This window comes from Pseudarthrobacter enclensis (assembly GCF_030811655.1).
GTDB classification, from domain to species: domain Bacteria; phylum Actinomycetota; class Actinomycetes; order Actinomycetales; family Micrococcaceae; genus Arthrobacter; species Arthrobacter enclensis_A.
On record NZ_JAUSRE010000005.1, the window covers coordinates 194,271 to 209,235 of the forward strand.

12 protein-coding genes and 1 tRNA gene are annotated in these 14,965 nt (G+C 66.5%); 5 read left to right on the plus strand and 8 right to left on the minus strand.

Annotated features, from left to right (window positions below):
* Nucleotides 1-15: 15 nt before the first annotated feature.
* Complete coding sequence (locus J2X98_RS06905) at nucleotides 16-603, minus strand: hypothetical protein (RefSeq protein WP_307305926.1); 588 nt, start codon at nucleotides 601-603, stop codon at nucleotides 16-18.
* 117 nt (nucleotides 604-720) lie between these two features.
* Between J2X98_RS06905 and J2X98_RS06910 the strand changes: the two genes are divergently transcribed.
* Nucleotides 721-1,236: a nucleoside kinase gene (locus tag J2X98_RS06910; protein WP_307305929.1), complete on the plus strand. Its 516-nt coding sequence runs from the start codon at nucleotides 721-723 to the stop codon at nucleotides 1,234-1,236.
* An 18-nt stretch (nucleotides 1,237-1,254) separates the two neighbouring features.
* On the opposite strand, the gene selB is transcribed toward J2X98_RS06910, so the two are convergent.
* From selB to J2X98_RS06925, 3 genes are all read right to left on the minus strand, one after another.
* The gene (gene selB, locus J2X98_RS06915; RefSeq protein WP_307305931.1) at nucleotides 1,255-3,051 is read right to left on the minus strand and encodes a selenocysteine-specific translation elongation factor; all 1,797 of its coding nucleotides are present in this window, start codon (nucleotides 3,049-3,051) and stop codon (nucleotides 1,255-1,257) included.
* 2 nt (nucleotides 3,052-3,053) lie between these two features.
* Nucleotides 3,054-4,397 carry an L-seryl-tRNA(Sec) selenium transferase gene (gene selA / locus J2X98_RS06920; protein WP_373460839.1) on the minus strand — a complete coding sequence of 448 codons (1,344 nt, stop codon included), beginning with the start codon at nucleotides 4,395-4,397 and terminating at the stop codon, nucleotides 3,054-3,056.
* Between the two features lie 24 nt (nucleotides 4,398-4,421).
* Nucleotides 4,422-4,516: transfer RNA gene (locus J2X98_RS06925), tRNA-Sec, on the minus strand.
* A gap of 65 nt (nucleotides 4,517-4,581) precedes the next feature.
* On the opposite strand from J2X98_RS06925, the gene selD reads away from it, so the two are divergent.
* The gene (gene selD, locus J2X98_RS06930; protein ID WP_373460842.1) at nucleotides 4,582-5,586 is read left to right on the plus strand and encodes a selenide, water dikinase SelD; all 1,005 of its coding nucleotides are present in this window, start codon (nucleotides 4,582-4,584) and stop codon (nucleotides 5,584-5,586) included.
* Between the two features lie 14 nt (nucleotides 5,587-5,600).
* Here the strand turns inward: selD and nrfD are convergent, their stop codons facing one another.
* From nrfD to fdh, 3 genes are all read right to left on the minus strand, one after another.
* On the minus strand, nucleotides 5,601-6,692 hold the full coding sequence (gene nrfD, locus J2X98_RS06935; protein ID WP_141941099.1) for an NrfD/PsrC family molybdoenzyme membrane anchor subunit: 1,092 nt from the start codon (nucleotides 6,690-6,692) through the stop codon (nucleotides 5,601-5,603).
* On the minus strand, nucleotides 6,689-7,699 hold the full coding sequence (locus J2X98_RS06940; protein ID WP_307305937.1) for a 4Fe-4S dicluster domain-containing protein: 1,011 nt from the start codon (nucleotides 7,697-7,699) through the stop codon (nucleotides 6,689-6,691). Before J2X98_RS06940 ends, nrfD begins: the two co-directional genes overlap by 4 nt.
* A gap of 104 nt (nucleotides 7,700-7,803) precedes the next feature.
* Complete coding sequence (gene fdh / locus J2X98_RS06945; RefSeq protein WP_307305938.1) at nucleotides 7,804-11,136, minus strand: formate dehydrogenase; 3,333 nt, start codon at nucleotides 11,134-11,136, stop codon at nucleotides 7,804-7,806.
* A gap of 239 nt (nucleotides 11,137-11,375) precedes the next feature.
* Between fdh and J2X98_RS06950 the strand changes: the two genes are divergently transcribed.
* Nucleotides 11,376-12,650: an MFS transporter gene (locus J2X98_RS06950; protein ID WP_307305940.1), complete on the plus strand. Its 1,275-nt coding sequence runs from the start codon at nucleotides 11,376-11,378 to the stop codon at nucleotides 12,648-12,650.
* A gap of 75 nt (nucleotides 12,651-12,725) precedes the next feature.
* A complete protein-coding gene (locus tag J2X98_RS06955) occupies nucleotides 12,726-13,172 on the plus strand; it encodes a rhodanese-like domain-containing protein (RefSeq protein ID WP_307305944.1) in 447 nt (148 codons plus the stop codon).
* 115 nt (nucleotides 13,173-13,287) lie between these two features.
* On the opposite strand, the gene J2X98_RS06960 is transcribed toward J2X98_RS06955, so the two are convergent.
* Nucleotides 13,288-14,169, minus strand: coding sequence for an SDR family oxidoreductase (locus tag J2X98_RS06960; protein WP_307305947.1), 882 nt, complete (start codon nucleotides 14,167-14,169; stop codon nucleotides 13,288-13,290).
* Nucleotides 14,170-14,325: 156 nt separating this feature from the next.
* On the opposite strand from J2X98_RS06960, the gene J2X98_RS06965 reads away from it, so the two are divergent.
* Nucleotides 14,326-14,943, plus strand: a complete 618-nt coding sequence (locus J2X98_RS06965; protein ID WP_307305950.1) for a hypothetical protein — start codon at nucleotides 14,326-14,328, stop codon at nucleotides 14,941-14,943.
* Nucleotides 14,944-14,965 lie beyond the last annotated feature (22 nt).

Here is a 14,965-nt window from a genome sequence, read left to right on the forward strand (position 1 = left end):
CTTTCCATGCCAACTCTAGAGAACGTTGATGGCAATGACGATGCCGATGATGATGGCCGCTGCGAGCCCCAGAATCATGTAAAGACCGGCCTTCATTGGGCTCGTCTGGACGGGCGCGCCCGTTCCCGGAAGGATCGCCTGCCAGGCCTTGATGATTTCGAGCCCCTCGTAGTACGAGAACATCATCAAAGCACTCCCGGCGACGCCTGCCGCCCCACCCAATCCCCCCGCAGGGCTCATGGCCGCACCCGCCGAGGCGGCACGGTTGAGGGCTGTGCGGTCCTTGTAGTCGTCGGAGGCCGCCTTCATCTCCGCCTTCTGCTCCGGCGACGGGCCCGGCGACATGGAGGCCCCAACGCCCAGCAGGTCATACTTGCGGCCCTGGACTGTGACCACCATCGTTCCCATGCTGGTGAACCGGAATGACGCCTGCTGCACAGGCAAAGAGAGCACGCTCACTCCGGCAGCATCCACCATGCGGAACGTCCCGGAGGAATCCATACTGACTATCACGGGCACCGTCCTGGCTCCGTTGATCATGCTTTTGCGCCAGTACAGCAGGGACTTCATGGGGGTGGCAGGATCGGGTACTGGAATCGTCATGCCCACAGCTTAGGAGGAAATCCAGGCAGCTGGACGTAACGGACATGGGGAGTTCTCCCCGCCTGTCCGGTTTCCGGCACCCCTGGGGCTGTGCCTCCCCCGTGGCTATCATCAGGCATGGGCAGAAGGAACTACCTCATTGAGGGCGGCTCAGGCACCGGTAAGACCTCAGTCTGCTACGAATTGCGGCGGCGCGGCTATCACGCCATCAACGGCGACCGCGAACTCGCCTACCAGGGTGACCCGCTGACGGGTGAACCAGTATCAGATGTCACCGGCGTGTGTGCGCACCATCATCACCTGTGGCGGGTGAACGACGTCAGGGCGCTGGCAGCAGACCGGCAGGAGGCAGTGACGTTCTTCTGCGGAGGGTCGAGGAACCTCGCCGCGTTCATTGACCTGTTCGATGGCGTCTTCGTCCTCGAAGTGGACCAGGAGACCCTGGGGCGCCGCCTTAACGCGCGTCCGCAGGACGAATGGGGCGGGCGTGAGGCCGAACGGAAGCTGATTGAACACCTGCATGAAACGCGGGAGGAGATCCCGGCAGGTGGCATCGCCGTCGACGCCACCGCACCGCTCCCCCAGGTGGTCGACGATATCCTGCGCCGGGTCCAGCAGGCAGACCCGGAGTGACAGCCCCTGGCCGTACTGTCAGCGCACCACTTTACGGTGGCCGGCGTCCAACCGCTGCGTCCACCCCCGCGAATCGAGGTGCTCCAGCAGGGGAACCGCGGTCCGGCGCGTTGTGTCCAATGCCTGGCGTGCCTGGCTGGTGGTGAAGGGTTGTTCCAGGCCGGCGAGGGTGCGCATCGCAAGGGCCGGAGCCGTGGGCAGCAGCACCACGCCGTCACGCAGCCGCAGCAGGCGGCCCGTGCGTTCGGCGGCAGCGAGCTCCCGGATGCCTAAGCCCAGCCGGGCCAGTTCCTCGGATTCCGGCGCCTGAAACGCATGGGCGGTGAGCCGGCGCTCCAGCTCCGTGATCGCCGCCTCGATGGGGCCAAGGTTGCCCTCGCTGCCCGGCAGCCTGATGTGGCCCGCCGACTGTTCCAGGGCGGCCCCGCGGATGACGTGCGCAAGCAGCCTCTCATCGGGCAGTCGAAGAAGGTCGCGCGCTGCGCCCATGGAAAGGCCTGGGGCCAAGGGGTCGCGCTCCTGCAGAGCCTGGACGGCGTTGCGGAGCTGGTGCTGCCAGGCCTCAAGGACCGGAGCGTGCACCCACCAGTCATCGATGACCTTGACGCCCGGGTGCGTCCCGGCGTCGTTGCCCGACAGCAGCCCGAGCCGGCGCAGATGTTCCACCTGCACGGCCTTGCGGGCTGCCACCTCCCCCAGCACGTCTCCGGCTGGGTCCATGCCCGCCAGCCGCTGGGCCCAGTGGGCGCCGTCACCGCGCCGCCGCAATTCCGGCGGATCGGCGTCGAGGATGCGTGCTCCGCCCAGCACCGAGCGGCTGCCGGGGTCCCGGAGTACCAGCCGGTCTCCCAGGACGAGAGGCAGGTGCCGGTCGAGGACGAGCCGGGCGTGGTCGGCGCCGAACGGACGCAGCCGGGCCGGCACTGATGCGGTGCCAACATGGACCATGAGCTGCTCCGGCACATCCGTATAGGCCACGCCGGTGGTCCGTTGGATGCCCACGACGCCGGTGGCTGGCCACGCGTCGGGGGTGAGAAGCGCGTCCCCGCGGCGAACGTCCGCAGCCGAAAGGTCCCGCAGGTTCAGGGCAACACGGCTGACCGGCGCCACGGAAGGGTACGCGGTGTCGCGGCTTTGCAGGCCGCGGACGACGACGGACCTGGTTCCAAAGTGCCCCAGCAGGCTCAGCCGGTCGCCTTGGGCGATCGTTCCCGCTGCCAGCGTTCCGGTCACCACAGTGCCGGAACCTGTGATTGTGAACGAGCGGTCCACCCACAACCGGACCCGCCCTTCGGTGGTGGGATGGGGCACGTTGGCCAGGACGCCGTCGAGCGCTGAACGAAGGTCAGGCAGGCCGGTGCCGTCGATGGCGGATACGGCAACGGAGGGCGCATCCCGCAGGCCAGTTCCTGCCAGCTCAACGCGGGTCCGTGCCAGTACCTCTGCCACGCGCTGGCTGGACGCCCGGTCGGCCCGGCTGAGGACCACTACGCCGTGTTCGATGCCAAGAGCCGCCACGGCGTCCCGGTGGTCGCTCGACTGGGCCTGCCAGCCTTCGTCGGCTGCTACGACGAAACAGACCACGGGCGCGGGCCCGAGTCCGGCCAGCATGTTGCCCAGGAACCGTTCGTGGCCGGGGACGTCAACGAACGCCACATCCTGTCCGGACGGCAGCGTTGTCCAGGCGTATCCCAGGTCGATGGTCAGCCCGCGGCGCCGTTCTTCTTCCCAACGATCCGGCTCCATGCCGGTGAGGGCACGGACAAGGGTGCTCTTGCCGGAGTCCACATGCCCGGCGGTGGCAACGACGTGCACGCTCAGCCCACCCTGCCTGCGTTCGCGACGTCGAGGGTTGCCAGCGCGTGCCGTACCGCCTCGAGGACCCGGTCATCATCCGCGGCGGGAACGCAGCGCAGATCGATCAGGCAGGAGCCGTCGTGGACACGCGGCAGCACGGCGGGATCGCCGGTACGCAGGAGCCGGGCCAGCCGTTCGGGGAGCCGGAGCGCCCAACCGGGCAGCGGAAAACCGGGGGCTCCCCCGCCGCCTACCCTGCCGTCATGCGGCACCACCGGTACTCCCAGTTCACGGGCCAGCCGCTCGGTGCGGCGCCGCAATTGCCCGGCGTCGGCGTGCAGCGCCTGCATGACGGGCGGCGTACCGCCCGCGACGGTCGCCTCAAGGGCTGCGAGGGCGAGTTTGTCGGCCCGCACGGCCCGGGCGAGCGGGTGTCGGGCCAGCCGGGTGATGACTTCCTTGCGGCCCAGCAGCAGGCCTGCCTGGGGTCCGCCCAGCAGTTTGTCGCCGCTGGCGATGACGACGTCGGCCCCGGCAGCCAGGGCGGAGGAAACATCGGGTTCATCAGGGAGGTGCGGGTCGGGTGCCAGCAGCCCGCTGCCAAGGTCGGCCACAAGGGATACCCCGTTTGCCTGTGCCAGCGGGCCAAGGTCGTGCAGCGGAACAGCGGACGTGAAACCGTCAACCCGGAAGTTGCTCGGATGGACCTTGAGGACGCAGCCTGTGTCGGGGCCGAGGGCTCCGACGTAGTCGTGCAGGTGGGTGCGGTTGGTGGTGCCCACTTCCCGAAGCCTTGCCCCGGTCGATTCCATCAGGTCGGTGAGCCTGAAGCCGGCACCGATTTCGACGAGTTCGCCCCTGCTCACCACCACCTCCCGGCCGGCGGCCAGGGCTGTGGTGGCCAGCACCAGCGCAGCTGCACCGTTGTTGACCACCAGCGCGTCCTCGGCGGCGGGACAGGCGGCGAGCAGCGCCGCGCGGGCCCCTGCGCCCCGGCGGGAGCGGCTTCCGTCAGCCAGGTCGAGCTCCACGTCAACGTAGCCGCTGGCTGCGATAACAGCTTCGACCGCAGCCGCCGAAAGGGGTGCCCGCCCCAGGTTGGTGTGGACGATGACGCCGGTTGCGTTCAGCACCGGACGCAGGGTGGTTGCCGTGCGGCGGGCGATGGCGGCCAGCAGGACCGGCTCAACCTGGTCCGGAGGGAGGTCGCCGCGCCGGGCCTGCTCCTGGATGTCCCGGACGAGTTCGCGGATCACGCGCTCGTTCAGCCGGGTACGGGCCTCGCGGACGGCAGGCAGTGCCAGCAGGTCGTTGGTGCGGGGAATCAGGCGCCGGGGATCGACGTGGTCCACAGCCCTCCTCATATCGCGGCATCCATAGCCGAAAGTTGGCGGTGGCGGACGGGAATCGAACCCGCCAGGCCGAGATGCTCAGCCTCACCGGTTTTGAAGACCGGGGGGCCCACCAGGACCCGGACGCCACCGCGCCTCAATATAGCAGGGTTGGCTTGAGGGGTACGCTAGGCGGGTGAATGAGGCACAGACGTCCATCCAGCAACTCGAAGAGGCCGCCGTCGGCACGCTCCGGCTCACAGGCTACGCACATGGCGGGGGTTGTGCCTGCAAAATTCCGCCCGGAGAGCTGGAAGACGCGGTCCGCGGGCTGATCGGCCAGCCCGGTGCGGAGGTGTTGGTTGGCCTGGACAGCGGCGACGATGCCGCGGCCGTCCTGGTGCGCGATGACCTTGCGGTCTTGACCACTGCCGATTTCTTCACCCCTGTTGTCGACGACGCCTTTGACTGGGGCCGGATCGCTGCCGCCAATGCGCTCTCGGACATTTACGCCATGGGCGGCAGGCCGGTGACGGCCATCAACCTGGTCGGCTGGCCCCGTGATGTCCTGCCGATGGAACTGATGACGGAGGTCCTCCGGGGCGGCCTGAGTGTGGCGTCGGAGGCCGGTTGCCCCGTTCTTGGCGGCCATTCCATCGACGATCCCGAGCCAAAGTACGGCATGGCCGTCACCGGCGTGGCCCATCCCGACCGGCTGCTGCGCAATGACGCGGCCCAGCCCGGGTTGCCCATCACGCTCACCAAGCCGATCGGCGTCGGGCTTCTCAACAACCGGCACAAGACGTCCGGTGAGGTCTTCGCCGAGGCGATAGAGACGATGGCGGCCCTCAACCGGGACGCCTCTGAGGCGGCGGTGGCCGCCGGCGTCCGTGCCGCGACGGACGTCACCGGCTTCGGCCTGCTGGGCCACCTCTACAAGATGGTCCGGGCCTCGGAAGTGGGCGCAGTGATAGACCTGAAGGCCGTACCGGTCATTGACGGAGCCCGCGAGGCGCTGCGCGACGGCTTTGTCTCCGGCGGGACCCGACGCAATCTCGACTGGGTGCGTCCGCACCTGGAGGCGGCGCCGGGCATCACCGGGGACGACCTGCTGCTGCTGGCCGATGCCCAGACTTCCGGCGGCCTGCTGGTGGTCGGCGAGCTGCCCGGGCACCCCGTCATCGGTCACACCACTGCCGGGCGGGGCATTCAGATCCGCTGAAACCCGGCGGTTGCTCAGCTGCCGGTGGTGATTGCGTCGCCGGTAACACCTGCCGCGCGGCGGGCGGCGAGGCGGTTTTTCTGCGGCTCGATCGTGTACCGCGGGTCCTTGGCAGAAGCCAGTCCTGCTTCGAACACGCCGAACCGGGTCAGTGCCGACGCAGTCAGCAAAGCCAGGCCTGAAGCAGCAGCTGCGACGCGGTTGCGGCCGCCCAGCAAGGTTCCCAGGCCGCCGGCAAGTGCCAGCCGCTCGCTCCACTTCAGCATGGCGCCTGCCTTGCCCTGGTGCAGGGGCTCGGCTGCGACTGGGTCCATCCGGCGCTCCATCACCTTCATGGCGACCACGTCGCCTATGACGCCGAGTACGGCGAGTTTCTGGGCGGGTCCAGTCTCGCGCACCGGTGTGGTGACCATGGCGAGTCCTGCCGAAGCGAGGCACGCGGAACTCACGAAGACAAAGGGCAGTTCCTCGTGGGCGGCGTTCCATGTGGGTGTGGCGGTGTCGCCGAGCAGTACCGCCGTGTAAGCCGCCAGCGGGCCCGCGAACACGGCAGCTTCGACGCCCGCGGGACCTTCGACAGCCTGCAGCACCTTGCGCAAGGGCCCCAGCGGCAGCCGGTTTCCGCTCAACCGGTCAATTTCCGCCACTGCCGAGACGCCCGCCCCAGCACTGAATGCGCTGAGGATCCAGGAGCCCACACTCATCGGGGAGGTCACTTTGAAGGTCCGCAGCATATGCAGGAAACGCTCCGGCCTGCCCAGGTCCTTTACCAGGGCAACGGCCCCGGCACTTACTGCCGCCAAGGCGCCCAGCCGGGCATTCCGGCGGAGTACCGGCCGGCCGGTCAGCTGCCCGCCGAGGCCCAACAGCGCCGAACCGGCCGCCACGCCGCCCAGGAACAGGTAAATGGCAACGTCATCGCCCCACGGTGCCGGCTTGACCACGGGACGGCCGTAATACGAGGTGAACTCCGGCTCCGGAACCATGGGCATTTCACGCGAACCATCGCCGTTGTCACGGCGGCGGCGCATCCCGGGTTTGCCGCCCTGCCGGCGGCGCCTGGCAGGCTCGGCCGGCCGGAAGTTGTCGAACTCGGAAAGGGTCACGCCCGTCCTCCCAGGAAAACCAGTGCTGCGGCCGCAGCCATGCCCGCTACTGCCATGCCTGCCCGCTTGTACATTTGCGGCAGGTCGGCAGTTGGGACACGTGGGTCCGGCGGAAGCCCGTACACCTCGGGCTCATCCAGCAGCAGGAAGACCGATCCGGTGCCGCCGACCCCGTCGTGCTCGTTCGCCCCGTAAAGCCTCGCCTCTGTCATGCCCTGCGCGTGCAGCGTGGCCACCCGTTCCCGGGCCGTGTCCACCATGTCGTCGTGGTCGCCAAATTTGATGGACGTCGTCGGGCATGCCTTGGCGCAGGCGGGCGTCTCGTCGGCCACCAGCCGGTCGTAGCAGAGGGTGCACTTCTGGGCGATGCCCTCGTTGGGAACGGAGGGGTGCTTGGCGTGCTGTTCCTCCCTGCTGGTGGCCACCTTGACGGTGCCGTTGCTTCGGCGCTCGATGACGCCGAAGGGGCATCCGGCGACGCAGGTTCCGCAGCCGTTGCAGACATCGTCCTGGACCACGACAGTGCCGAACTCGGTGCGGAAGAGCGCCCCGGTCGGGCAAACGTCAAGGCACCCGGCGTGGGTGCAGTGCTTGCAGACGTCCGAGGACATCAGCCACCGGAAGTCCGCCGTGTCCGGGGGCGTCGTATCCGCCCCTGCCAGGTCTGTCGCAGCGGACCCTGCCGGGGCGGGAGGGCCAATGCGGGGCATGCCCAGGCTGACCAGGGCCCGCCCGGACTCGCGTGCCTCGGCAATTCGTTCCTGGCCCTGCTCAATGAACGCCACATGCCGCCAGGTACTGGCGCCCAGTGATCCCGTGTTGTCGTAGGAAGAACCGAGCAGTTCGAGGTTTCCGTCCTGCGGGTTGTGGTTCCATTCCTTGCAGGCAACCTCGCAGGCCTTGCAGCCTATGCAGATAGACGTGTCAGTAAAGAACCCCTTGCGCGGATGATTGTGCTCCCAGTGGGCATCTGCGGTGGGGTCGGTCGGTCCGGACAGCTGGCCCATCTAGTTCTCCAACGTCTGGTCGGCGCCCGGCATGCTGCCCGTGGGCAGCGGCAATCCGGGCGGGGCGGTCTGTGCTTCAGGTGAGGCTGTGGCGGTGACGGTCATCAGCGCGGACCACCGTCCGCCCGGCCATCCCGGCCCAGGGAGGGTTTGATGCCTTCCGCCGCCGGATCAGTGACCGCTTGGTTACCGGTCTCTGTGGTGACTCCTGCCCGGACCTGGTACTCACTGACCAGGTCGAGAAGTTCCCGCCCGCGCGGCCTGCGGCCCGGCCGAATGTCACACGAGGCCACTTTGGACTCCTGGATCTGGACGTTGGGGTCCAGCGTCACACCCAGCAAATCGTTGGCCGCGTCGCCGCTGACCACGGCATTGCTGCCGACGCCCCAGTGGTAGGGCAGCCCGATCTGGTGCACGGTGTGCCCACCAACAGCCAGGGGCCGCATCCGGTCAGTGACCAGCACCTTCGCTTCGATGGCGGACCGGGCCGAGATGATCGTTGCCCACCCATAGGGCTCCAATCCCCGCTCAGCAGCCAGTTCCGGCGAGACCTCGCAGAACATCTCCGGTTGCAGCTCCGAAAGGTAGGGCAGCCAACGGCTCATCCCCCCTGCGGTGTGGTGCTCCGTGAGCCGATACGTGGTGAAGACGTACGGGTAGACGTCGACGCCATTGGTGCCGGCGCTTGGCGCACTGAGGTTATCCGACCGCGGGAACATCAGGCGTGCCGGGCTCTGCTGCTGCGGATACAGCGCGTTCGCCACGGGTGATTCCTGGGCCTCGTAATGGGTGGGAAGGGGCCCATCCACGAGGCCCTTAGGCGCAAACAACCAGCCCTTGCCGTCGGCCTGCATGATGAACGGATCATCCCCGCTGAGCGCGGCGGGGCCACCCACCGAGGGATCGGGTTTGCTGCCGGGGGCGAGAGTCGGCGGGAAGTCAGGGACGTCGTCGCCGACCCACTTACCCTGCTCCTCGTCCCACCAGATGTATTTCTTACGTTCGCTCCACGGCTTGCCGGCCGGGTCAGCGGACGCGCGGTTGTACAGGATCCGTCGGTTGGCCGGCCACGCCCAGCCCCACTCGGTCGCCGCGGGGCCCTGCTCCTGGCCCGGCTTCCGGTCGGCGGCGTGGTTGATCCCCTCGGCGTAGACACCGGTGTAGATCCAGCAACCCGCCGTCGTGGAACCGTCGGCACGGAGTTCGGTATAGGCGGAAAGGGGCTTGCCGGCATCCGGGCCGGTCAAGTGACGGCCGTTGATCTCGGCAAGAACCGCCTCCGGGTCCGGATCGCCGTGCTCGTCCGTGGGGTAGTCCCACGTCAGGTCCAACAGCGGCCGGTCCCGTTCGTCGTCCGAGCCTGCCAACTTCTCCTGAATCCGCTTACCCAGTTCGTAGAAGAACTGCAGTTCGCTCTGGCACTCCCCGGGCGGGGCCACCGCCTGGTGGCGCCACTGCAGCAGCCGCTGGGTCTGGGTAAAGGACCCGGCCTTCTCCACGTGGGTTGCCGCCGGCAGGAAAAAGACTTCGGTCTCGATATCCTCGGTGCGGAGCTCGCCGGATTCAATCTCCGGGCCGTCCTTCCACCAGGTTGCCGACTCGATCATGTTCAGGTCGCGGACCACCAGCCACTTCAGGTGGGACATGCCGAGGCGCTGCATCCGACCATGGGCCGAGCCCACCGCCGGGTTTTGGCCGAGCAGGAAGTAGCCTTCCACCTCGTCCCGCAGCATGCTCATTACGGTTTCGTAGGTCCCGTGCGCACCGGTCAGCCGGGGCAGGTAGTCGTACGCCCAGTCGTTGTCCGCGGTCGCCGCGTCACCCCACCATGCCTTGAGGAGGCTGATGGTGTACGCGTCGGCGTTGGCCCAGAACCCCTTTTGGTTCTTCGAGGCGTTCGCCGCCAGGTACTCCTCCAGAGTGTCGTGGCGGCCGGCGCTTGGCATGGGCAGGTACCCGGGCAGCAGGTTGAACAGCGTCGGAATGTCGGTGGAGCCCTGGATGCTGGCATGGCCGCGCAGGGCCATGATCCCGCCGCCGGGGCGACCCACGTTCCCCAGCAGTAGCTGGAGGATGGCCGCGGCCCGGATGAACTGAGCCCCGAGGGAGTGCTGGGTCCATCCCACTGCGTAGGCGAAGCAGGTGGTCCGGTCGCGGCCGGAGTTCTCCGTAATGGCCTTCGCCAAGTAGGCAAAGTCCGCTTCGCTGATGCCGCACATGTCGCGCACCATCTCCGGGGTGTAGCGGGCGTAGTGCCGCTTCACGATCTGGAAGACGGTCCGGGGGTTCTGGAGTGAGTCGTCCCGCAGCACCTCGGCGTGTTCGAGGGGCGGGCCGCCGCTGCCGAAGGCGTCGCCGGCGGCCCGAGCCCCGGCGTCGGCGCCGTGTTCCGGGCCGGCCGGTTCGCCAATGGCGCCGTCCTCGGCTTCGTCATAGGCCCAGGACGAGTTGTCGTAGGCACCCTTTTCCGGGTCGAACCCGGAGAACAGCCCGCCAAGGTCCTCGGCGTCGCGGTAGTCCTCGTGGACCAGCGTGGCAGCGTTGGTGTACGCGGTGACGTACTCCTTGAACCACAGGTCATTCGTGAGGACATAGTTGATGAGCGCGCCAAGGAGCACCACATCAGAGCCTGCACGGATGGGAATGTGCGTATCCGAGACGGCTGAGGTCCGCGTGAACCGTGGGTCCACGTGGATGACCTTCGCTCCGCGGGCTTTAGCCTCCGCCACCCACTGGTATCCCACGGGATGGCACTCGGCCATGTTTGACCCCTGGATGACGATGCAGTCGGCGTTGGCCATGTCCTGCAGTGATTGCGTTGCACCACCGCGTCCAAACGAGGCTCCCAAACTGGGAACCGTGGCGGAGTGTCATATGCGCGCCTGGTTCTCGGTCTGCACCGCCCCTGCGGCTGTGAAGAGCTTCTTGATCAGGTAGTTTTCTTCATTGTCCAGGGTGGCGCCACCAAGCGACGCGATGCCCATGGTGCGGCGAAGAAGCCGGCCCTGGTCGTCTTCCTGCTGCCAGGTCCTGCGGCGCGATTCGATGAACCGGTCCGCCACCATCTCGACGGCGGTGGCCAGATCCAGGTGTTCCCACTCCTTGGAGCGCGGCGCACGGTAAAGCACTTTGGTCTGCCGGCCGGGTGAATTGACCAGCTGTTCGCTGGCAGAGCCCTTGGGGCACAGCCGGCCGCGCGAAATGGGTGAGTCCGGATCGCCCTCGATCTGGACCACTTTTTCGTCCTTGACGTAGACACGCTGCCCGCAACCGACTGCGCAGTACGGACACACGCTCTGGACGACGCGGTCAGCAGTAGCTGTGCGCGGGACGATGGCCTTGGTCTTGGCCGAGGTGACTGCGGGCCCACGGCCCAGCAGATCCCCCGTACTCAGCTGACGGACGACCGGCCATTGAAGAAAACTTCGCGGTGCCATTTCTGGAGCATATCCCGAAGCTTGCCCAAAGCAACAGGTCAACCCTGGGCGTGTCCTTCCCTTCCCAGGTACGACACTGGACCGGCGAGTACCAGGCCAGCCAACCGTGCACGTGGGTGCCGCAGCAGCCATGGCACCCCTCGCGGTCACACAGCCCGGGATGTATGTGCTGGCGCCGTCTTGGGAGGGAGGTCGTTGGCCTCTGGCGGCAATGACTGCAGAATGCGAGAGTTGGAGGCGTGTCCGATGACGTCTCCGGTTCCCCGCCCGCGGAGGAAGCTATCGGCAGCCGACGCAGGGTCAGCGACATGTTCCGTGCCCTCCACGAGCGGAACTTCGCGTTGTTCTGGACTGGCCAACTCGTGTCCGGAACCGGGACATGGATGCAGACAGTCGCGATGGCTTGGCTGGTGCTGACGATCAGCAAGTCAGCCGCGGTTCTGGGATTGGTTACAATGCTTCAGTTCCTGCCGATGTTGCTGTTTGTGCTTCCGGCGGGGGTGGTGGCAGACCGGATATCGAAGTGGAAGATCCTCCTGGCTGCCCAGTCGTTGGCGGCGCTGCAGGCCATTGTGCTCGGTTCCCTGCTCCTGGAAGGAACACCCGAGATCTGGCAATTGGCCGTTCTTGCTGCCGCGCTGGGGCTTTCCAATGCATTCAATAATCCGGCCCAGCAGGCGTTCATTGCCGAAATGGTAGGTGGATCCCTGACGGCAGATGCAGTGGCCGTGAACAGTGTCCAGTTCAACGCAACACGGATGATCGGTTCCGGATTGGGTGGAGTGGCCGTCGCCCAACTGCCGGCTTACGCGGTTTTCTTCATCAATGGCGCAAGCTTCGGGGCATCCCTGCTGGCCCTTGTCCTCATGCGCCGGTCGGATCTGCGCAAGGTCCACGGGGAGAACGCCAAGGGTCTGGGGGCATTGCGGGAGGGCTTGGGGTTCGCTTTCCGGACGCCGCCAGTGTTCTTCATCCTCGGAAGCGTGGCCATCGTTGGGACTCTGGGTTTCAACTGGCCCGTGGCTGGACCGTTGATCGCAGACCGGCTGCTTGGCATCGGTCCTGATGGATTTGGGGCCCTCATGTCGGCCCTGGGTGTTGGGTCATTGGCTGCCGGGTTAGGTCTGGTTGTTTTTGGCGGTGGGACGGAACACAGGATCATCGCTTCAGGGGCGTTGCTGGCGGTCTTCCTTACCGGGCTGGGAATTTCGCCGTCCTATCCACTGAGTCTTGCGCTGATGTTCCTCGCCGGACTGAGCGGCACAACATTTACCACCACAGTCAACGCGCGCCTGCAGAGCCTGGTGCCGGACCGGCTCCGCGGACGCATCATGAGTCTTTTCGTCCTTCTGCTGATCGGCAGCACCCCAGTGGGTGCCTCGCTTCTTGGTCTGGGCGCCGAAACGCTGGGCGCCACTGCCACGCTTGTCCTGTTCGGAGTTAGTTCCGGACTCGGGCTTGGCGTTATGGTGTTGGTCCACCGACTGCGCACGGTGGGCAGGGACGAACGGTGAGCAGGTGCAGGTCCTTCCTCATCGCACGCTTCACGCCGATACGGCTAACTAGTCAACAGCAAAGCGAGGCGAAGGTTGCAGCAGGATCACAGCTTTGACGACGGCGGCGCGGTGAACCAACACGCCGCAGATCCGGGCGATTCGCCCAGGGCCCCGACGATCGACGACCTGCTGTTTGAGAGCCGGTTGGGACTTGAGCGTGTTCACCCCTCGGACCTTGGCGCGGAGATGGCAGCCGGCGCCGTTGTCGTCGACACGCGCCCCGTCGAACAGCGCGACCGCGACGGTGACCTCCCGGGAGCCGTGGTCATTGACCGCAACGTTCTCGAATGGCGGCTCGATCCGGCCAGTGCGCACCGGCTTCCGATGGCTGACGACTACGCCCGGCGGATCGTGGTGGTGTGCAATGAGGGCTACAGCTCCAGCCTTGCTGCCCACACCCTCCAAAGGCTGGGCCTTACCCGCGCGACCGACCTCATCGGCGGCTTCCAAGCCTGGGCGGCGCTGCGGGGCCGCTCCTAGGATTCCCTCTCCGCAGACCTACCGCCAGGAGCCCCCTGGGCACGGCTGCGTGGGTGCCAACGCCATGAAGTTGCCCGTACCCGTGCCGCCTCATTGAGCGCGGGCACCGTGTTCCTCAGAGGCCGGTTGCAGGCAGCCCAACCCATCCTGCTGTCATGGACGTGACCTGGCCGCCGTCGAGGTCGTTGAGCTTTGTGGCGACAAAGTCGCGGGCCCATTTGGATGTTTGGATCCGGAAGGCTGGGGACGTTGCCTGCAAGGTCTCCAGCACGACGTTGGCGACGTCCTCCGGCGCCTGTGCGTTGGCACTGGCAAACTGACGTCGTGTGCGCTCAAGGTAGGCCTTCAGGGCTGATTCGTAGGGGCCTGCAGCGGCGAGCATGCGCCCAGTATCCATCCGGGCATTGGCAACGAAGTCACTGGAGACCGCGCCGGGTTCGATGATGTAGACACCAACTCGGGCGCTCTTTGCTACCGGCTGGAGGCTTTCCAGGAAGCCCTCCACTGCAAACTTGGCAGCGCAATAGGCCTCGTTGAACGGCTGCCCAACAACTCCCCCCACCGAACTGATTGTGACAACCCGGCCGCCACTCTCCCTGAGCAGTGGCATAAACGCCCGTGTCGTGGCGACGACCCCGAAGTAGTTAACTTCCATCGCGTCACGGAAGTCCTTCATCTCCAGGCCCTCAAGGGATCCGACCGTTGCACTGCCGGCGTTGTTGATCAGCGCATCCAGCCTGCCGTAGGCGCTGCGGCAGTAATCGGATTCCCGCTCAATGGTGGCCGCATCAGTGACGTCCAACAGGCGAATGTCCAACTCCACTCCAGCGTCCGCCGCCTCCGCGCGAAGCGCGCCAACCCCTTCCGGTGCACGCATCGTTGCTATGGTCCGCCAACCCGACCTTGCAGCGGCGAATGCTGTGGCCCGGCCGATCCCGCTCGAAGTTCCGGTGATCAGGACAGTGCGCTCATTTTGGGGCTTGGATTGAACAACCACGGCTTTAGTCCTCGTTCCGAGTTCGTCGAGGGCCGTCGAGGCATCGGCAACCCATTCCTTCGATGATTCCCCGCTTGCCAGTGCCAGACAAGGACAAAGTGTTGATGAAGGGGCCGGTAAAGTGAAGCTGGAACCCCTACGAAGGAGCCATGAACCTTGAATATCAAGACCGCCGTGCCGATTGCTCTCACGGGGTTGACCCTCTGCCTGGCCGCCTGCTCCGCGGAGGCTCCGAAGGAGAGTTCCAGCACAGGCTCATCTACCCCGGTACAACAGAGCCCCGCTGCCACCTCGGGGTGGGCCTTTATGCCGGCCAACGGGGCAGCCGGCATCAAAGCCGCGGGGCTTGACGTCCTTTCTGCAGAAGGCAGCGCGGAGCACATCCACGCCCACCTGGATGTGATCTCCGATGGTCACGCAATACCCGTGCCCGCCGACATCGGCTTCAGCTTCGGTTCCAACGGACAGCCCAACGGGATCTCCGCATTGCACACCCACGACCCCTCCGGGATTATCCACATCGAAGCACCTACCGCTGGTGTTACCTACACTCTCGGTCAGGTTCTTACCGAGTGGGGTGTCCTGGACGGGAAAGACAGCACCCCGGGAAGCGCCCACTCCAGCACCGGCGATTGGCAGGTCTACGTCAACGGGACCCAGCAGCCGGGTGACCCTAAAGACACGCCGCTTCGATCCCACGACGAAATCCTGCTGGTCCACGGACCCGCGCCTGCAACAATTCCCAGTTCCTACAGCTTCCCCAGCGGCTACTGACCCGCGGCCCCATAGTTCCCCG